At 61.8% G+C, this 18,451-nt stretch carries 19 protein-coding genes and 1 pseudogene; 10 read left to right on the top strand and 10 right to left on the bottom strand.

The features are described from left to right. Positions 1 to 76: 76 nt before the first annotated feature. The 3 genes and pseudogenes from ACQUSM_RS12285 (at position 77) to ACQUSM_RS12275 (ending at position 5,805) form a co-directional block, all read left to right on the top strand. Positions 77 to 3,235: a carboxypeptidase regulatory-like domain-containing protein gene (locus ACQUSM_RS12285; RefSeq protein WP_435118957.1), complete on the top strand. Its 3,159-nt coding sequence runs from the start codon at positions 77 to 79 to the stop codon at positions 3,233 to 3,235. Positions 3,236 to 3,258: 23 nt separating this feature from the next. Further along, a pseudogene (locus ACQUSM_RS12280) lies at positions 3,259 to 3,348 on the top strand (surface glycoprotein); the annotation flags it as partial. 93 nt (positions 3,349 to 3,441) lie between these two features. Then, a complete protein-coding gene (locus ACQUSM_RS12275) occupies positions 3,442 to 5,805 on the top strand; it encodes a BGTF surface domain-containing protein (RefSeq protein ID WP_435119710.1) in 2,364 nt (787 codons plus the stop codon). A 357-nt stretch (positions 5,806 to 6,162) separates the two neighbouring features. Here the strand turns inward: ACQUSM_RS12275 and ACQUSM_RS12270 are convergent, their stop codons facing one another. Together ACQUSM_RS12270 and ACQUSM_RS12265 are read right to left on the bottom strand one after the other, a co-directional pair. Further along, positions 6,163 to 6,363 carry a hypothetical protein gene (locus tag ACQUSM_RS12270; protein WP_435118955.1) on the bottom strand — a complete coding sequence of 67 codons (201 nt, stop codon included), beginning with the start codon at positions 6,361 to 6,363 and terminating at the stop codon, positions 6,163 to 6,165. 601 nt (positions 6,364 to 6,964) lie between these two features. Then, positions 6,965 to 7,207 (bottom strand): DUF7123 family protein, encoded by a 243-nt coding sequence (locus ACQUSM_RS12265; RefSeq protein WP_435118953.1) that lies wholly within the window; start codon positions 7,205 to 7,207, stop codon positions 6,965 to 6,967. 275 nt (positions 7,208 to 7,482) lie between these two features. Here ACQUSM_RS12265 and ACQUSM_RS12260 point away from each other — a divergent pair, with 275 nt between their 5' ends. Together ACQUSM_RS12260 and ACQUSM_RS12255 are read left to right on the top strand one after the other, a co-directional pair. After that, the gene (locus tag ACQUSM_RS12260) at positions 7,483 to 7,719 is read left to right on the top strand and encodes a helix-turn-helix transcriptional regulator (protein WP_435118951.1); all 237 of its coding nucleotides are present in this window, start codon (positions 7,483 to 7,485) and stop codon (positions 7,717 to 7,719) included. A 376-nt stretch (positions 7,720 to 8,095) separates the two neighbouring features. Continuing rightward, the gene (locus ACQUSM_RS12255; protein ID WP_435118949.1) at positions 8,096 to 8,752 is read left to right on the top strand and encodes a CARDB domain-containing protein; all 657 of its coding nucleotides are present in this window, start codon (positions 8,096 to 8,098) and stop codon (positions 8,750 to 8,752) included. Positions 8,753 to 9,195: 443 nt separating this feature from the next. Here ACQUSM_RS12255 and ACQUSM_RS12250 read toward each other — a convergent pair whose 3' ends face one another. Continuing rightward, positions 9,196 to 9,651 (bottom strand): hypothetical protein, encoded by a 456-nt coding sequence (locus ACQUSM_RS12250; RefSeq protein WP_435118947.1) that lies wholly within the window; start codon positions 9,649 to 9,651, stop codon positions 9,196 to 9,198. A gap of 44 nt (positions 9,652 to 9,695) precedes the next feature. Continuing rightward, complete coding sequence (locus ACQUSM_RS12245; protein WP_435118945.1) at positions 9,696 to 10,379, bottom strand: hypothetical protein; 684 nt, start codon at positions 10,377 to 10,379, stop codon at positions 9,696 to 9,698. 156 nt (positions 10,380 to 10,535) lie between these two features. Between ACQUSM_RS12245 and ACQUSM_RS12240 the strand changes: the two genes are divergently transcribed. Then, a complete protein-coding gene (locus tag ACQUSM_RS12240) occupies positions 10,536 to 11,600 on the top strand; it encodes a M20/M25/M40 family metallo-hydrolase (protein WP_435118943.1) in 1,065 nt (354 codons plus the stop codon). Positions 11,601 to 11,604: 4 nt separating this feature from the next. On the opposite strand, the gene ACQUSM_RS12235 is transcribed toward ACQUSM_RS12240, so the two are convergent. Genes ACQUSM_RS12235 through ACQUSM_RS12225 form a run of 3 tightly spaced genes read right to left on the bottom strand, consistent with a single transcriptional unit; the run spans position 11,605 to position 12,562 of the window. After that, on the bottom strand, positions 11,605 to 11,781 hold the full coding sequence (locus ACQUSM_RS12235) for a hypothetical protein (RefSeq protein ID WP_435118941.1): 177 nt from the start codon (positions 11,779 to 11,781) through the stop codon (positions 11,605 to 11,607). A gap of 38 nt (positions 11,782 to 11,819) precedes the next feature. Beyond that, a complete protein-coding gene (crcB, locus tag ACQUSM_RS12230) occupies positions 11,820 to 12,173 on the bottom strand; it encodes a fluoride efflux transporter CrcB (RefSeq protein WP_435119708.1) in 354 nt (117 codons plus the stop codon). Next, positions 12,173 to 12,562, bottom strand: a complete 390-nt coding sequence (locus ACQUSM_RS12225) for a fluoride efflux transporter FluC (RefSeq protein WP_435118939.1) — start codon at positions 12,560 to 12,562, stop codon at positions 12,173 to 12,175. The genes crcB and ACQUSM_RS12225 overlap by 1 nt, the downstream gene beginning before the upstream one ends. A 95-nt stretch (positions 12,563 to 12,657) precedes the next feature. Between ACQUSM_RS12225 and ACQUSM_RS12220 the strand changes: the two genes are divergently transcribed. Continuing rightward, entirely contained in the window at positions 12,658 to 13,137 is a 480-nt protein-coding gene (locus ACQUSM_RS12220; protein WP_435118938.1) for a 50S ribosomal protein L11, read from the top strand. Positions 13,138 to 13,185: 48 nt separating this feature from the next. Here the strand turns inward: ACQUSM_RS12220 and ACQUSM_RS12215 are convergent, their stop codons facing one another. The 3 genes from ACQUSM_RS12215 to ACQUSM_RS12205 form a co-directional block, all read right to left on the bottom strand. After that, positions 13,186 to 13,845 carry a DUF2238 domain-containing protein gene (locus tag ACQUSM_RS12215; RefSeq protein WP_435118936.1) on the bottom strand — a complete coding sequence of 220 codons (660 nt, stop codon included), beginning with the start codon at positions 13,843 to 13,845 and terminating at the stop codon, positions 13,186 to 13,188. Beyond that, positions 13,842 to 14,471 (bottom strand): hypothetical protein, encoded by a 630-nt coding sequence (locus tag ACQUSM_RS12210; protein ID WP_435118934.1) that lies wholly within the window; start codon positions 14,469 to 14,471, stop codon positions 13,842 to 13,844. The genes ACQUSM_RS12215 and ACQUSM_RS12210 overlap by 4 nt, the downstream gene beginning before the upstream one ends. Positions 14,472 to 14,840: 369 nt before the next feature. Beyond that, positions 14,841 to 15,998 carry an RNA-guided endonuclease InsQ/TnpB family protein gene (locus tag ACQUSM_RS12205; protein ID WP_435118933.1) on the bottom strand — a complete coding sequence of 386 codons (1,158 nt, stop codon included), beginning with the start codon at positions 15,996 to 15,998 and terminating at the stop codon, positions 14,841 to 14,843. Between the two features lie 290 nt (positions 15,999 to 16,288). Between ACQUSM_RS12205 and ACQUSM_RS12200 the strand changes: the two genes are divergently transcribed. From ACQUSM_RS12200 to ACQUSM_RS12190, 3 genes are all read left to right on the top strand, one after another. Continuing rightward, positions 16,289 to 16,468: an HVO_2753 family zinc finger protein gene (locus ACQUSM_RS12200; RefSeq protein ID WP_435118932.1), complete on the top strand. Its 180-nt coding sequence runs from the start codon at positions 16,289 to 16,291 to the stop codon at positions 16,466 to 16,468. Position 16,469: 1 nt separating this feature from the next. Then, positions 16,470 to 16,736 carry an elongation factor 1-beta gene (locus ACQUSM_RS12195; protein ID WP_435118930.1) on the top strand — a complete coding sequence of 89 codons (267 nt, stop codon included), beginning with the start codon at positions 16,470 to 16,472 and terminating at the stop codon, positions 16,734 to 16,736. Positions 16,737 to 16,969: 233 nt separating this feature from the next. Next, a complete protein-coding gene (locus ACQUSM_RS12190; protein WP_435118928.1) occupies positions 16,970 to 18,352 on the top strand; it encodes an ATP-binding protein in 1,383 nt (460 codons plus the stop codon). Positions 18,353 to 18,451 lie beyond the last annotated feature (99 nt).

The following is an 18,451-nucleotide window of genomic DNA, read 5'->3' as shown; positions in this document are numbered from 1 at the left end:
ATTCGGGCCAGTTAACTGGGCCCGAAATTGGAGCGGCCGTTGTTACCGACTGACGTAATAAGAACCTAGAAAAAACATGACAAACGCAAATGAAAAAGTCCGCGCGCTGTTCCTAACAGCGTTGATGGTGTTCTCCGTCGTCGGAGGCACCGTCGCGTTCGCAGGGACAGCTGCGGCAGCTAACAACGTCAGCATCAGCCCGGCCGACAGTTCGGCTGATGCCACGACGACGTACACAGCAACTGGCGATGTAGAATTGACAAGTGGCCAAACTCTGCAGCACCTGACTTTCAACGCCTCGGGTGCTGACCTCAGCAACGTCGGCACCAGCGATCTGAATCTGTCGATCAATGGTGTCGAGTATCAGGACGGCTACACTGAGGCTGTAGTCGAGAACGGCAACCTCAGTATCGAGATGAGCAACTCGCGTAACCTTGTTGATGGCGACACGGTTACGCTGGAGGTTGCAAACGTTGGAAACCCCGGTTCTGTCGGGACGTACAACGCAAACCTCTCTCTTGAGGGGACGACTGAGGGTCAGACCTTCGAGTCCTTCGAGGATACGTTCGACATCAGTGCCGGTGCATCCGGCGCACCCGCTGCTGGCAGCTACGCTGCTGGCAGCTTCGGGGGGGACGAAACCTCCTCGACTAGTGCACTCGCGAACGAAAACACGCTAATCGCCGACCTTGACTTCAGTGGTCAGGCCGGAACAGTGGACAACGTCACCGTTAACGCGAGTTACGGCGGCGATGCCGCGAATCTGTCGGCTGACGACATCACTGATGTTCGGGTCGTCGCATTCAACGGTAGCAGCGTGGTCGCGGAACAGTCCACGTCGTACGACCAGAGCGGCGTTACTGTCGACTTCAACGGCACCGCTGCCGACAGCGGCACCGTGACGGCCGTCGAAGTCTACGCGCAGCTCGCCGGTAGCTCGGTCGTCGATGGCAACGAAACCATCGACGCCGGTGTCGAGATCTTCGCTGACGACGGCAGTAGCTTCAGCGGAGCGTCACCGTACGACACTGCTGGCACTCAGAACCTCACCACTCAGTCTTCGTTCATTGGCGGTCAGGTCGAAGACGCGAATGGTGACCCCATCGAGAACGCACAGGTCGAAATCGTCAACGCTGACACCGGCGCTACGGTCGCGACCCTCAGCACGGATGCTGACGGGTCCTTCGACCCGAGCCGTGTCCGCGTTGCGCCCGGCCAGAACTACACTGTTAACGTCGAGCGCTTCGGCTACACGACGTACTCCCAGACCCAGTTCGTTGGGACGCAGGAGACCGTCGACTTCCCGGTGACGCTCGAATTCAACCTCGCTGCTGACAGCCTCGAGGTTCAGCAGATCGAGGACGGCAGCATCGTCGGTAACTCGAGCACACTCCTGGGTAACGGCGAATCCGACAACACGGCGACGTACGCCGTCATCGTCGAGAACTCGAGTGTCGAAACATCTGGCACTCCGATTGACGGGTCGTCGTTCACTCTGGATGTTGCCCTTGAGTTCAACGGCACTGACGCGAACGTCGGTGACTTCATCGACAACGATGCGATCAACACGTCGACGACGGTGACGACGTCCGAGCGCGGTGACGTCGACGGCGACGGTTACAGCGAATCCTACGGTACGGTAACCGTTACGGCGGACAACGCGAGCCGTGATACTCTCGCGAATCCGCTGACCAACGTCGGTATCAACGCGAGCAACGCGGAGACCAACCTCGAGGACCGTGACGCGAGCGTGCAGTACGTTCTCGAAGGCGAAGAGTCGATCACTGGCGAAGTGGTTGACACTGACGGCGAACCTGTCTCCGGAGCGACCGTCTGGGCAGTCTACGATTCCCAGACTAACCAGTCGCTCGAGTTCACGAACAACACGTTCGTTGGCGACGACGGTTCGTTCCTCGTCGACACGACGAACGATGATGGTCGGTACGCCATCCCCGGTCTCGCGGGCAACGACACCGACGTCACGGTGTATGTGCTTGCGGAAGGTTACAACCGGGAGAACCTGACTGATACCTCGGTTAACCGCTTCGTTGCGGCCTCTGACGGTGAGCAGACTTCAGGGCCCGAGGCGACGACCGAGAACCACGACTTCGTCCTCACTCCGGTGGATGTCACGCTCGACTACCGCGTGACGCTCGCCGCCGAGGACGAGAACGGGAACTACGCGAACGACAGTATCGAGATGCCCACGACGGACGAGCGTGACCTGCAGGTGACGGTCGAGGTCAAGACCACGACGCAGCCTGACAGTGAGTTCACGCCGATCCAGGAGTCGAACCTGGTCGACGACGTGGACATCAACTTCACCCAGACTGATTCGACCATTGGTACCGTGGGCGATGACCCGCTCACGACCAACATGAGCCCTGCTCTGACGACGTTCCAGTCGTCTGAGGCTCAGGGGACAACGACGATCACGGCAGAGATCGAGAACAGTGAAGGTGCTCTGTACAACGACACCGTCACTATCGAGACGTTCGGTGTCGGCTCGATCACTGGCCAGGTCCGTGACCAGAACCGGAACCCGATCTTCTTCGAGGAGGCGGGTGCCGCGACGGTCAACCTGCTCGAGTTCAACGCGTCGAGCGGTGCCTTCGAGCAGATCGCTGAGCAGCCTGTCTCCCAGGCCGGGACCTACGTGTTCTCGGACGTCGAGACGAACAACCGCTACCGGGTCAACGTCACTGTCGGTGGCGAGACCGGGTTCGCGACTATCTCGGACCTTCAGCCCGGGACGAACACGCGTGACATCGTTGTCTCGAACTTCACGGCTTCGGGTATCTTCACTGTGGGGAACCTCTCGCCTGCCAGCGCGACTGTCGAGCCCGGTGCGTCGCTCCAGGTCTCCGCACAGGTGACCAACGACGCTAGCGTGGCCGACACGCAGGCAGTGAGCTTCCAGGTCAACGGAACGACCGTCGCGACGCAGAACGTCACGCTCGATGCGGGCGAAACGACGACCGTGACGTTCGACGTCACCGCACCGTCGGAGACCGGTGACTACACTCACGCGATCGTGACGGATGCTGGCTCCGTGTCTGGAGACCTCACGGTCCAGTCCAACTCCAGCAGCAATGGTGGTATCGTTGATGAGTACGACACGGACAACAACGGCGAGATCAGCCTGACGGAGCTCAGCAGTGCAGCAACTGACTACTCTAACGGCCAGATCTCGCTTACCGAACTCAGCCAAGTTGCAACCGCGTACTCGAGCTAACCAACAACTCAACCACACAACAAATGACAAACAATAGAAAGAAGATGCGCAGCCTATTGATGGCTGTGCTAATGGTGACTTCAGTGGTCGCCGTATCCGCTGCGTTTGCGGGTACAGCGGCTGCAGGCGTCGCCAGTGGCGATCGTACTATCAGTGACTCGGAAGTGAGTCCTGGTGGAGAGGTAACGGTAACGACAACAGTCAACATGGACGGTGACGGCGGAGCACTGACGGTTTCCGAATCGTTCAGTCCCGAAGTCCAGTCCGCAACCTTCCAGGGCGTCACCGTCAATGGTGAGGAAGTCAGCCCGGTTGTCGGGGCAGCCGACAGCACCGGTGCTGTCGTCACGCTCCAGGATGTTGAGGCGAACGCGGAAGTCGTCGTGACCTACACGGTCACAACGGAAGACTCCGCGGGCGCGTCGTACACGATCACTGGCACCGCATCCAGTGAGGGTACCGAGGCTGACCTCGGCAGCGACACCATCGAAACCAGTGCTGACGACGGCACGCCGACGCCGACGCCGGAGCCGCCGGAAGACGACGCGCCTGAGGAGACCTCCGACGGTGCGATCGTCTTCTCCGGTGAGGATGTCGTCTTCGACACGACGGACGACGCTGGTGCTGACCAGTACGTCCTCCGCAGCGGCTCGCCTGACGACGACAACTCGCCCGAGCGAACCCTGAGCGTTCAGGACAACGGGCTGATCGTCATCGACACGGGCGGGCTCGACACGGGTAGCTACTACATCACGAACGACGGGCCGAACTCCGCTGACCTCACCTTCGAGGTCATCGTTCAGGACTTCTCCGCGTCGTTCGCAACTGACGAGATCGGCAATATCGGTGCGGCTGGCGACACGACGGTCGAGTTCGAGTCCGACAACCGCGGTGCCGAGGACTTCGGCGTCATCGTGATGTCCGAGGACCTTGACGACGACGAGCTCGCTTCCATCTTCGGTGTTGAGAACACTGACGTCGACGCTGACGGCGACGCGTCCGGCGACGGTGTTGTTGTCGAGAACATCGGTGATGGCACCGAGTACGATGTCAGCTTCGCTGACATTGACGCTGGTAACTACACCTTCGACTTCGCTGTGACTGACACGACCGCGACGGCGTCGGCCGATATCGAGGTCAGTGACACCAGCGAAGGTTCCGCTTCGTTCAACCACACCGGTTCGCTGAACGCCCCGCAGGGGAGCGTCGCAGAGATCACGGTTGATCTCACCGGTGCTGCCTCGAGTGGGACGCTCGTCATCGGTGACGAGAGCCAGGACGGTTACCAGGCGAACGTCTCCTTCACTGACGGTGACGACGATGGACAGGTGACTGTCCAGTTCAACACGTACCTTGCGGGCAACGCTGACGCGGACGACAGTGCGATCGTCAGCGCTGCTGGTGAGGACGACAGCGCGACTCTGACCGGTGAGTCGGAGCTGAGCGCGCTCGCAGCACAGGGTGACTACACGCTTGCCGTGAGTACGGCGGGCTCCGCGGCTCAGACGCTGGACGAGCCGCAGCAGCTGAGCACCCTGTTCATCAGCGAGCGTTCGACTGACGGGATGACCATGTGGACGGCGCCTGGTAACGCTGACCTCGACGCGAACGAGGACGGTGCGGTTACCGCCGCCGACGTGTCGGCACTCGTCGACGCTGGTGCTGTCACGGAGGACAGCTCCATCACGATGGGTGACTACGCGATCCACGAGATCTCCGCGACGGGGATTGAGGGTCTGATCGCTGCCGACGGTGGCTTTGCGGATGCCATCGAATCGGGCAGCCTCGGCCTCACGGTCGAGCAGACGAACCAGATCCAGAACCGCGATCCGAAGACGCTGAACGTCACGAGTTCGCTTAACGCGATCGACGTGATCAGTGGCGACGGGACCTACTACGTCCTCGTCGACCTCGACAGCGCTGAGTTCGAGCGTAACGGCGACGATGTCGACCTTGCAAGTGGCGACGAGTTCGAGGCAACCTTCACGGTTGCTGACGACCGTCTCCTGGGCTCCACGAGCGATGACGATCACGAGTCCGTGAGTGCCACCTTCGAGGTCGAGTCGACGTCGACTTCGTTCGCTAGTGAGCCTGTTCAGGTCGAGGCAGCTGAAGGCCAGACGATCGCAGGCCAGACGAACCAGGCACCCGGTACGGAACTGACGATCCGTGTGCGCTCGGTTGACACGCAGCCGGGCTTCTACCACACGGACACCGTCACGGTTGGTGCTGACGGTAACTTCGAAGCGACGTTCGACTTCAGCGATCAGTCCACTGGCGACACGTTCACTGTGAGCGTGCGGAAAGCGGGCAGTGAGCTGACGCAGGTCGACGGCGAGGTTGTCGAGAGCGTTGGTACGGAGACCGCGACGGCAACCGCGACGGCTACTGAGACGGCCACGGCAACGGCCACGGCCACCGAGGCTCCGGAGACGGAGACCGAGGCTCCGGACACGGAGACTGAGCAGCCCGACACGGAGACCACCACGACGACGACGCCCGGCTTCGGCGTCGCTGTCGCGCTGGTCGCCCTGCTCGCCGCTGCGCTGCTGGCCGGTCGCCGAGAGTAACTAACTCTCGCGACTCCCAGTAACTAACTACCGGCTCACGCCGGTCTTCCGCCTTCATTTCTTTCGAACGCTATACCGAGTAGCGACTGCTGTTCATCCGGTACTCCCCCGGCGAAAATGTCACTTTTCAGAATTTCGAGATATCTCGATGAGTGGTTGTTGAAGAGGGTGTGGAGAAGATCGCCGTTGGCGACCTTAGTGACTCCGCGAAGACGGGGACGGCAATTCGTGGGTTGGGAGGACAAGAAACTTCAGGGATGGAAGTTTTATCGATTCGCTCATCTACGCGAATACAAAGGTAAGACGTGTTTGTGTGGCTGGCACACCCAAGATGGGGACTTCGGGGAGCGTTGGCTGTTAGGTCTGTTCGTTGTGTGAGGCGATGATGAATGGGGAGAACTTAGGGAATTTCCACTCAGAGCTCAGAGCGGTAACTGTGGCGTCTTCAACGACAATCACTTCGTGACCATCAATTGTCTGAGTTCCACCAAATGTTCCTGTGAATGACCATCCGTTTGCTGTTTCCTCCCCTTCATCTGTAGCGATAAGGAACGGCATAGTATACTCATACTCAATAGCTCGGAATACGAGGTAATCACCAAATATCTGCATATATGTGACTTATGGTCAACTAATTTGTTGACTTATACACATATCAGCATTTTCCATCACATACTTGTACTTACCTACGGTGTCAAGCACGCCATCTGTTGGTTCAACAGCAGTCACCTCATCCAGTCCATTGGTTGATGTCCCGGAGATAGCTGTTTCTATATCAGATTTCCCATCGTTTGGTTCGGTTCCTGCAACTGTATCTGTGGGAGCCTTTGTGGTTGTTGGGGAGGCAGATACAGTCGGTGCTTCAGTTCCCCTCCATTACTCCCACAGTCAGTGAGAGTAATTGGAGTACCGACACTGGCGATAGTACTTGCGAACTTCCGACGAGACACGGACCACTGACGAACGAGATCTGGCTCGCGGGAATCGTTCACGTCTTTATCTAACGACAAACTTATTAGATCACAAGGGGATCAATAAGGATTCTGGTCAATATATAATCTTTACAACCGACCTATCCAAGTACTTTAAAAAGGCCCGTAAAGTGGATCTCTAATATTCTACCGAAATTTTAATCAGGTCGTCGTCATCCCGTCACCGGTCAGTCTTGCTCAACACGTTCGATGTACCATGTTGTCCCATCTGAGGAGCCGCCCCATTTTTGCACCTGAAGGCTAGACTCGGAATCTTCGATTGAGCTCATTACTGCCCCTACCTGCTTTGCCGAGATCTCAACCTTACCAGCAATATGCCGACTCTTAGCAAATGTTTGTCCTGCACTGAGTTGGTCTTCAATGTACTCTAGCACTTGTCTTTCGGGTGGAATAGAACCAGTTGAGCTCATTTGCCGGAAAGAACAGACTCACCCCAATCAGGATTACGGACCATTCGAGACGATAGCCTCACCGTTCAGAGCAGAATTGACCCGTATTCAATCAAACTTCATTTTCTTCCTAGTTGTGGACGCTGGACCGACAGCATGTGACCCTATCGAGAATTGATGTGGCATCCGAAAGTAAGAGTTCGGCAGATGGAGCTGAATGCCCAGCTGCATCGCGGTCTCGAGTGCACTTCTCGCTCCACAAAATCTAACTTATCCGTGGAGGATGTCAGTACACTATGCCTGATATCGCTCCTGAACTTCCTCCGGCTGGGATCCGATTGATTCGTGAGACGCGCCAGGAGAGTCGAAAAGAGTTTGCCGAGGTGGTCGGTGTGACACGGGCGACGGTCGGCAGCTGGGAACGAGGCGTTCGCCCACCGAGCGATGTGCATCGTGTAGCGATTGTCGACGCCATTCCTGAGGACCTCACACTCGAGAATGTCCTTACAGCCGAGGATCGCCCCGATGACTAACGATCCTGACCGTTATACCGGTCTGCCACTCGCCTTGTCCCTTTTGTAAGCAGAAGATTGATTGCTTCTTAACTATAGTCTCAGAATGGCGCCTTGACCGTAGTATTGCCCTTGCATTGCTGCTACGGCGGCGCTGGTGTGGGAGATATCCACCCTTTTGGGCACTCCCCTTCTAAGATACTGTCACTCCAATCCACGAGAGTACGTCTGAAACGTTCCTCGCGGCGGCGGACCTAATCGAAAAGCGGATCGCATTCGACTTTGGTCCCCGCTGTGGGCTCCACTCGGGTGAGTATCTCGACGTGACGCCTCGCGACGTAGTCGACACCGACGCCGGCACCATGATCCGAGTGTGGGGGGAAGGGCGATAAGTTTCGTGAGGCCCTCGTGTCACCGACACTGGCCGCCTCGATCGACACGTTCTCAGAGATGCGCGACGCGGGCGACAGCCGAACCGATTCTCTCGGTCTCGACGATATGGAGCCTCCGGAACTGGGTCAACAAGGCCGGCGAGCAGCTCGCCGACGAGACAACGACTCCACCGAAGATCACCGCGGTTAACCCCGGCGCGGCAGTCCCCGAGACACTCGCGGCAGGTTCGACAAAGCAGGTTGAGATAACCGTCCGCAATATCGGTGATGCGACAGCCAGTGATGTCACCGTCTCGCTGTCGCCGCCATCGTTCCTTGCAGTATCGCCGGAAAATGCCCAAATTGGCACGCTGATGAACGACGCAGAGGCGACTTCGACGTTCACCGTTGAAGGGATTGAGGCGGGTTCAGGCACGCTCGAAGTTGTCATCGAGACAGCTGATCAGAATGGAGGAACTACCGCCGTCGAGGTGACTGCTACTGCCGAAACGAAGGACGTAATCGACGCCCTCACTGGCACTGACGGCGAGGTTAGTTTCGCCGAATTATTGACCACTATTGAGTACTACAACTCCGGCGAGGCCGTTCCAAATACTGGCGGAGAACAGGTGACACTCCAGCACGTATTGATTATCATTGAGCGGTACAACAATAACGAGTAGCGACGGGGGCCAACTCTGCCGGTCAGGAGAGCATATTCATATCCATTTTCTGATATGGGGGGAGAAGAAAATGTCATCGATACCAATACACATAGTTATATTAATAATAAATATGATATATCGATCAGTCAATGGCCTTGCTGATGTTCATCTCGATCGTCCCGATTATCGGCGTCGCTGTCTATACGTACGTAATCGCGAGAAGCCTCACACCAAAAATACCGGCGCCAGCGGAGCAAACCGTCAGAAATATTATAGATGGGCGGAAGCTGCCTCTGACACAGCCACGTTCGGGCGAGGTCGAACGTCGCAAACAGTTCTTCTGATTATCAGTGTAAAAATGTATCGCCCAGTGAATGATCATATGAAGGTCATCGGATGCAGGCTAACGGAACCCCCAACGAAGCGAACGGCGACGCCGTGAGCGAGTAGGGTGGGGTTGTTTACTCCTCGACGACGATCTCCTCGCTCCCGCGCAGCAGCTTCTTCGCGCCGAGCGCGAACAGCACCAGCAGCACGGCCGCGCCGGCGAGTAGACGGAGGAGGCTCCCGTCCGCCTCCTCGTCGGGGCTGGTGATCTCGATCGGGACCGACTCCTCGTCGGCCTCGAGATCGTCGGTGGCGGCCTGTACCTCCTCTTCGATGTCGTCCAGCGCGTCCAGCCCCTCCGGATCGACGCCGGCGAGCAGCTTCCGGACGGCGTAGGCGAGCCCGGCGAGGACGCCCACCCCCAGCAGCGGGCCGAGGAGGCTCGGACCGGAACTCTCACTCGACTCCTCGGCGGTCGTCGGCTCGTCGCTCGATTCGCCGAGCTCGTCGGCGTCGCCGAGGCTGCGCGGGCCGAGCTGGAAGCCGTCGTGGAAGTGGAACTCGAAGAACGTGAACTGCTTGTCGGACATACACGTCCGTTGGGGCGGCGTGGGCAAAGCCGTTTGGGGCGTATCTACGCGCTCTCGGCGGCGCCGCGGATCCGGAGCGTCGTCGCCGAGCGGCGGAGCACGCTCCCGAGGAGGAAGCCGGCGACGGCGATCGGCACGCCGAACCCGAGCCCGATAGCCGTCGCGGTACCGACAGCGTTCGGGAGCGAGACGACCTCGGCACCCCAGGCGTACGTGACGGTCGTGCCGTACCGGGTGACGGCGGCGCCGAATATCGGCGCGCTCACGAGCAGCGTCGTCGGGAGCAGCCCGGAGTTGACCGCCGCGCTGGCGGTCGCCAGCAGGAGCAACGCGGCGACGGCGGCGAACACCGCGAGCGAGGGGGCGGTGCCGAACCACGTCCCGCGAACCCACGCGACGAGCGTCGCGTACCCCACCGTCGAGCCGACCCACCACGCGACGGCGAGGGCGAGCACCGGCGCCGACAGCAGGGCGCCGAGCGACCGACGCGTCTCGCGGCCGAGCAGCGCCGCTCGAAGGGGGCCGGTCACGAACCGCTTGCCCGGGCCGGCGAGGAGTTCGACCGCGCGTCGTTTCCCGCGTTTCAGCAGGCCGCGAACGCGGGCGACGACGCGACGGAGCAGTTCGAGCGCCGAGCTCCCGGTCTCGGCGAACCGGGTCACGAGGAACGCGACCGTGGCGGCGGCCGCGCCCGTGACCGATTGGAGGGAGTTTCGGTCGGGGCGCATACGCCCGGTTTCGGCTCGCCGGACCTTAACGGTTGGCGAAAATTCCGATCCGAGCGACACGTTTCCGCGCCCGTCGCGGGAGCTGACAGGGCGTCAGAGCCGGCGTCGACCGCGCCTATCGTCGGACTCATTTGGCTCGGCTCCGACGCCTGGGCTATGGACGACAGCCAGCGGGCGTTCCTCGACGAACTGCTCACCACCCCGAGCCCCTCCGGGTTCGAGACGCGCGGCCAGCGAGTCTGGGTCGACTACGTCTCCGAGTTCGCCGACCGCGTCGAGACCGACGCGTACGGCAACGCGGTCGCGGTTCACGAGGGCGATCCCGCCGTCGACACCGAGTTCGCCGTGGGCGGCCACGCCGACGAGATCGGGTTCATCGTCCGGGACATCCTCGACGACGGCTACCTCCGGATCAGTCGCGTCGGCGGTTCGGACCGCACGGTGTCGAAGGGGCAGCACGTCACGGTCCACGCCGACGACGGGCCGGTACGCGGCGTGATCGGGCAGACCGCGATCCACCTGCGTAAGGGCGACGAGGAGTACGAGGACATCAGCGAGCAGTTCGTCGACGTGGGCGCCGAGGACGAGGACGACGCCGAGGAACTGCTCTCGGTCGGCGATCCGGTGACGTTCTCCTCCGAAGTGGAGGAGCTCGCGAACGGCCGCATCGCGGCCCGCGGCGTGGACAACCGTGCCGGGACGTGGGTCGCCGCCGAGGCGCTACGCCGCGCGGCCGAGTCCGGCGCCGACGCGACCGTCTACGCCGTCTCGACGGTCCAGGAGGAGGTCGGCCTGAACGGCGCGCAGATGGTCGGCTTCGACGTGGATCCCGACGCCTACGTCGCCGTCGACGTGACTCACGCGACCGACAACCCGGACGTGGCCGGCAGCGCGCGCGGCCCGGTCGAGCTCAGCGAGGGGCCGGTCGTGGGCCGGGGCAGCGCGAACCACCCGAACCTCGTCGAACTCGCCCGCGAGTCGGGCGACGACGAGGACGTGGACTACCAGCTACAGGCCGCGGGGAGCCGTACCGGCACCGACGCCGACGGCGTGTTCACGCAGAAAGGCGGCGTGCCGTCGCTGAACGTCGGTATCCCGAACCGCTACATGCACACGCCGGTCGAGGTGGTGGACGTGGAGGACCTGGACGCCGTGGCGGATCTCTGTGCCGCCATGGCCGAGCGGGCGGGCGAGCACGCGCCGTTTGCGGTCGATATTTAGGCAGTCAGGGCTCCCCGGCGTGGTTCGTGTAGGCCATCGCTGCGGCGCTCAGCAGACAGACGACGGCGGCGCCCGCGCTGAGGTAGGCGTCCCTGCCGGTCGCGGTGGCGACGATGATGCCGGCGCCGCCCAGCACGATCAGGAGGCCCAGTACCACGCGGACGGCGGTATCCCGGTCCATACGGCAGCTTCGGCTCGCATGAGCGAAGAACGTTCCCCTCACCCGACAAGCAGTGCCGCCGCAGCAAGCGCCGCGCCCGCGAGCAGCAGCGTCCCGAACGCGTACGCGACCGCGAGCCCGCGCTTCCCCGACTCCCACGCCCGAACCGTCTCGACCGAGAACGAGGAGAACGTCGTGAACGCGCCGCAGACGCCCGTGCCGAACAGGAGCAGCGCCGCCTCCCCCGCGCCGGCGAACGTGAGCAGGCCGAGCGCGAACGTGCCGACCCCGTTGACCGCGAGCGTCGCCGCCGGGAACGGCGTGTCAGCGTCGGCCAGCGCGCGCCCGACCGCGTAGCGTAGCGTCGCGCCGACGGCGCCGCCGAGGCCGACGAGTAGCGGCGCGGGCGCGATCACGCCGTCCCACCCCCCATCTCGTCGCCGTCGACGATCCGTCGCCCGATCGCGAGGCCGACCGCCGCGGCGGCGAACCCCAGCGCGTAGGTCGCGAGCACGTTCCCGATCAGGAGTGCGGGCGACCCCACTGTCGCCGACTCCACCGCGAACGTCGAGTAGGTCGTAAAGGAGGAGAGAAACCCCGTCGCGATCACGGCCCGCGGCGCGGTCGGGAGTCGGTCGTTCGCGTCCACCGCGACGACGGCGCCCAGCGCGAACGCGCCGAGGACGTTAGCTGCGAGCGTGCCGCCCAGCTTCGGGAGCGCGACGGCAAGCAGCCAGCGCGCGATCGCCCCCGCAAACCCCCCGGCGGCGACGAGCGCGACCGTCCGGGTACGGGGGGCCATGCCGGCGGTGCTGGGGCGCGAGCGGGCAAACCGCTGTCGCTCCGGGCCGAGGCAGGAAAGAAACCGTTTTACGGTCCGCCGGGCACGTTTCGGGTATGGCTGGAACCATCGAAGTGCTCGTCGCGGGCGGCGAGGCCGACCCTGGCCCGCCGCTCGGCCCCGAGCTGGGTCCGACGCCCGTCGACGTGCAGGCGGTCGTACAGGAGATCAACGAGGAGACCGACGCGTTCGACGGGATGGAGGTCCCCGTCACCATCGAGTACGAGGACGACGGCTCGTTCACCATCGAGGTGGGTGTGCCGCCGACCGCGGAGCTCATCAAGGACGAGGCCGGCTTCGACACCGGCTCCGGCGAGCCCCAGGAGGATTTCGTCGCCGACCTGAGCGCCGACCAGCTCCGGAAGATCGCCGAGCAGAAGTCCTCTGACCTGCTCGCCTACGACACCAAGAACGCGGCCAAGGAGGTCGCCGGGACGTGTGTGTCGCTGGGCGTCACCATCGAGGGACAGGACGCGCGAACGTTCAAGGAGCGCATCGACGCCGGCGACTACGACGAGCAGTTCGCCGAAGCCTGATCTGCGCGCTTTCTTCCGGTTCTTTCGCCCGAACAGCGGCGGGACCGCCTACTCGCTCCCCGGGCCGAGCCGTTCGGTCAGCGTCTCGGTCAGCCCGGTGAGGTAGGCCGTCCCCCAGAGCCCGACGACGATGCCGCCCAGCGTGTCGAACAGCAGGTCCTTCATCGTGTCCTCCAGTCCGTACTGGGTGAGCACCGACGGCGCGCCCGTCGCCTGAGCGATCAGCGCGATGGCGAACTCGATCACCTCCCAGAACACCCCGAACGACATGGTGAACAGCAGGATGAACACGAAGGTGAACCGCGGCGGGAACCGCACCGCGTCGGTGTGTTCGTCGAGCGCCCGGACGGTCACGTAGCCCGCGCCGGCGACGAGGCTGGCGGAGAACGTGTGCGTCATGTGGTCCCACCACCAGATCGAGCGGTACGGGTGGGCCTCGGCGCCCGGGAGGCCGACCGTCCCGAATCCGTGGAGGAACACCGCGAGCGTGATCCAGAGCACCAGCGCCGGGTCAAGGTTGATGTCGTAGTCGCGCTCCAGCAGCGCCGGCACGTACGTGATCACGAACCCCACGCCGGCGTTGACCATCACGCCGACGCTGCCCTCGTAGAAGCCGACGGCGATCATGCCGAACAGCCCGTACTGCATCGCCTGCGCGGCGATCCGTTGCTGACGATCGCCCAGCCCGATCCGGTCGCGGAGCTTCACAGCCGCTCACCCCCGACCTCGACCGCGCCGCCGCGTCGCCCGTTCGCCCGCCGGCGGAAGTAGTAGGCGAACAGCAGCCCCGACAGCAGCCCGGCGATCGTCGCGGCGGTGAAGTCCCACATCAGCGCCTCCTCGGCGTGGGGGCGGTCGAGGAACGGGGTGCCGAGGTAGATGTCCGAGAGCCACTGCGCGACCGCCCAGATGCCCGCGGCGGCGGTGGTGGCCACGACGACGAACGCCACCGCGAACGTGTCGTTCATCCGGACCTGCGTGAACTGGTCCAGCAGCACGGCGACGATCAGCGCGACCGCGGCGACGGCGACGAACGTCATCACCCGGCCGGTGAGGGTGATCTCGCCGATCGAGCGCCCGGCAACGAACACCCGCCCGGCCATCGGTAGCGCCGCCAGCGCGAGCAGCTCCCACGGCAGCATCGCCTCGCGGTCGCGGTGTAACACCGCCGGGAGGGCGCCGATGACGACCACCACGAACACGAACCCCGCCCAGACGATCGCCCCCGTCGCGAGTTCGACGGCTGCGGCCGCGAAGAGGAACAGGAGGATCGCCCAGCCGAGCAGCGCGTTGCTGCGCTCGTCCTCGACGAGCCCCAGCCCCGAAGTGTCCATACACACGCTGTTCGCGGGTACGAACAAAACGTTTCGGCTGCGTCATAAGTGTCGGCGATCTGCCGCCAGTCAGACCGAGGGATCGATTACGTGGCGTCCTCGCCTACTACGTCGTCTTGTAGGTGGTTGTAACCGATTGCTGGCCACCTGGTCGCCGCATAATGCAACCGCGTAGGCGTTCCAGTCGAACTTTGTTTGCTTGGAGACGATCTGACCGATCTAGAGCGGGATCGATGCCACCTGATGCCGGGTGAGGCAACCCGCGCTTGACGGGCTGGATGGGACTGGGGAGGCCAATGCCGTTGTGGCCGGTTCATGGAACGATTCAACCGGTTTGACCAGGGAAGGTAACGGGTGAACTACCCCTACCTACTTCGCTCGCCTGTCGGCTCGCTTCGTTGAGACAGGGGCTTCCAAGTCGGCTCGCAAGCGTACCGTTGCAGCGGCTTGGTCAGCACCGCTCGGTTCGAGCGCAGGTTCACAGACTGCGCCGAGACTGGATAGTGGGCGCGTGATGTCCTTACCCAGTCCTTTCTTTGCGATGTTCGTCGCGCCGTTCTTGTCCGCGTTGTCGTCCAATCCACATTCACGACACAGGTGTTGGCCCTGTCCCTTCCGAGTCGTCGCTTCCTGTTCGCCACACCGCCAACACGTCTGACTCGTCATATACTCATTCACGGACTTCACCGCGATACCCGCGAACATCGCCTTATACTCGATGTAGTTCTTGAGAGTAAGGTGTGGCATGGAGTGGAGCCGACGATTCATCTCCGCCCCAAGGTCTTGGTTTTGGATACCTTCGAGATTCCCGACCACGATAAGCGCATTTCGATCTTTGGCTTCCTCCACGATAGCGCGAGAAATCTTGTGGAGACGGTCGTTCACTCGATGGTACTCCTTTGAATTGACCGACTGGAGGGTCTCGTAGGCGCCCTTCGCTTGCAGACGAGTGCGAAGATCGTGATGGTGACGGCGGATACGGCGAACCTCTCTGCCGTAGAACTCTGTGTTGCGAGACGGCAACGCCACCGACGTTGCCGCCCACCTCACCCCGAAGTCCACGCCGATAACGCCGTCGTACTCCTCGCTGATCTTCACCTCTTGCTGAACCGTCAGATGTGCGTAGTAGTCACCGTTGTCCCGAACGATTTTCGAGTCCTTTACGTCAGCCTCGTCGGGAATCTCGTCGTGTGGTTGAATCGGTACGTTCACGCCATCCCAAATCTCCGAGACGGGGAGTTTCAACCACCAGTCCGTCAGGTCGGTGTCGTGCTGTTCTACGTCAACTCCTACGTCGAATACGTCGTTGCGGATGAACCAGGGGTAGTCGTGATCGTCGCGAAGGTTGTCGGTGTCCACGTAGGAATCAGCACATTGCTTCGTGGCCGAGTAGAGATCGACACCCTCGTTGCCCCGAATATACCGCTGGAACGCCTCATACTCATGGTTGATCGCGTCGAGTTTCGCCTGGGTAAGATCGTCGGTGAGGATTTTCGCCACGATCGTCTTCTTGGTAGTCTGTTTCATTCGTCCTCACGCCCCGGGTGGTCCCCACTATTAGACTACCGCTCTATCACTCTTATATTTCGGCTATGTGCTTCATATGGTGGAATGATTTTGCGTCCTGAATCTGCTCTATCTCGCTGTAGTGCGCCTCAGTATACCGTTCTGATCTGTACCAACAGCTTCGCATCTCGTAACGCTGTTCGGTCGCATCACCTGCGTTGTCGTCCCAACATGGGGGACCTCGAACTTCTCCTCGAAGCTGAGAACCTAGCCTCGTAACGGTTAAACGTCACCCGCCCGGTTTCCCGTACATGAGCGAAGCAGACACGAAACAGGAGCGCTCCTGTGTCTCCTGTGGGATCTCCGTCACGGGGACTAACGCGGCCCGATTCAAGTGCCCCGACTGCGGCACCGTCATCTTCCGGTGTGCGAAGTGCCGGAAGCAGAGCAACCTCTACGAGTGCCCGGACTGCGGATTCAGGGGGCCGTAAGATGGGCGACGTCGCCGCCAAGATCAAGGTCATGCCGGAGAGCCCCGACGTCGACCTCGACGAGCTCGAGGACCGGCTCGAGGACGCCCTGCCCGAGGGCGCCGAGATCCGCGGGTTCCAGCGCGAGGACGTGGCGTTCGGCCTGACCGCGCTGCTCCCGACCGTCGTCGTCCCCGACGACGCGGGCGGTACCGAGGCAGTCGAGGAGGCGTTCCGCGACGTCGAGGGCGTCGAGAGCATCGACGTCGACTCGGTCGGCCGGCTGTAACGGTCGCCGACGATTTCTGCGGTTTCGCTACGCCGTGAAGCGCTAGCTGTCGATCTCTTCTGCTTGGGTCGGAGTAGCTATCCGGCGTTCGTGTTCTCGGTGCGGGAGTTTGGGACGGGAGTCGATCCGCCACCACCCTCGGGGATGTCCGCAATCGATATCGGCTCTATCGGGACACCAGTTCTTCCGGGCGAAACACACAAGTCATTATCGCAGTAATGATTATCTAGATAATGACCTTCTACGACAGGGAGGCGGAGCTCGAGGCGCTGGAGACCGCCTACGAATCGGGGAAGGGCGAGTACTTCGTCGTCTACGGGCGTCGACGAATCGGGAAAACCGCGCTGCTGAAGGAGTTCTGTATGGACCGGCCGCATATCTACTTCCTCGCTGCACAGGAGTCCGAACAGCGTCAGCGGGAGAAGTTCGTCGAACAGGTCGCCGCTCACGCCGACGAACGCCCGCCCCGGGTTTCGGGCTGGGAAGATGCGCTCACGTACCTCGCCGAGAAGCTACAGGACGAGCGATTGGTCGTCGCTATCGACGAGTTCCCCTATCTCGTGGCAGAGAACGAGTCACTTCCCTCGTACTTCCAGTCATTCATCGACGAGCAGCTTTCTGGGACCGACTCGATGCTCGTGCTGTGTGGGTCGAGTGTGAGTACGATGGAGTCGGAGATTCTCGGTCAGGAAAGCCCGCTGCACGGCCGCCGGACTGGACAGATCGATCTCCAGCCGTTCTCCTTCCGTGATGCACGGGCCGCCATCTCCTACGAGTTCGAGGACGCCGTACAGTCGTACAGTGTCACTGGCGGGACGGCAATGTACCTCACCCAGTTCGACTACGACCGCTCGCTCGCGGAGAACATCAAGCAGGAGGTCCTGTCGCCGACAGCGATGCTGTACAACGAACCGGAGTTTTTGTTGCGGACTGAACTCCGGAGCCCAGCACGGTATCTGAGCATCCTCGAGGCGATTGCGACCGGCCACACAACGCCGAACGAGATCGCTGGGGCAACTGGGATCGGATCGGGGCCCCTCTCGAAGTATCTCCAGACACTCCGGCGCCTCCGGTTGATCTCGCGGGAAACGCCGGTTACGGCGTCGATGAAGCAGTCAAAACGTTCGCAGTACGTCGTCGCCGACGAGTTTCTCCGATTCTGGTTTCGGTTTGTCGAGCCGAATCGCTCGAGTATCGAGGAGGCACCGGAGATGGTGTATGAGGGAACGATTGCACCTCGATTCGCGGATCACGTCTCGTCGACGTTCGAGGATATTTGCCAAGAAGCCATCTGGGAAGCGATCAGGCAGGGTGAGCTTGACCCCTACGCCGATCTTGGTCGCTGGTGGTATGGCGAACAGGAAATTGATATTGTCGGTCTCGCGCCGAGTGACGACCGAATCCTCTTCGGCGAATGTAAGTGGACCACGGAGCCGATCGGCCACGGACTCGTTGATTCCTTAGCTGAGAAAGCAGACGACGTTCGCTGGGGTCCGGCCGATCGGACAGAATCGTTCGCGCTGTTCTCCCGCAGCGGGTTCGTCGATGGCCTCGCGGACGACGTTGACGAAGACTGGTCGCTGTTCGGCCCGGAGGAATTGAGTACTTTGCTCTGACCTGTGGCCTATCGTACCGTCCGTGCGAATCTGCTCGCCCGAACGGTGCGAGGCAGTGTTGACATCCTCCCACCCCTGAAGGGGTGGGCTTCCGCTCGC

This window comes from Halolamina sp. C58 (assembly GCF_051195095.1).
Taxonomy (GTDB): Archaea; Halobacteriota; Halobacteria; order Halobacteriales; family Haloferacaceae; genus Halolamina.
This window is presented reverse-complemented; position numbering and strand designations above follow the sequence as displayed.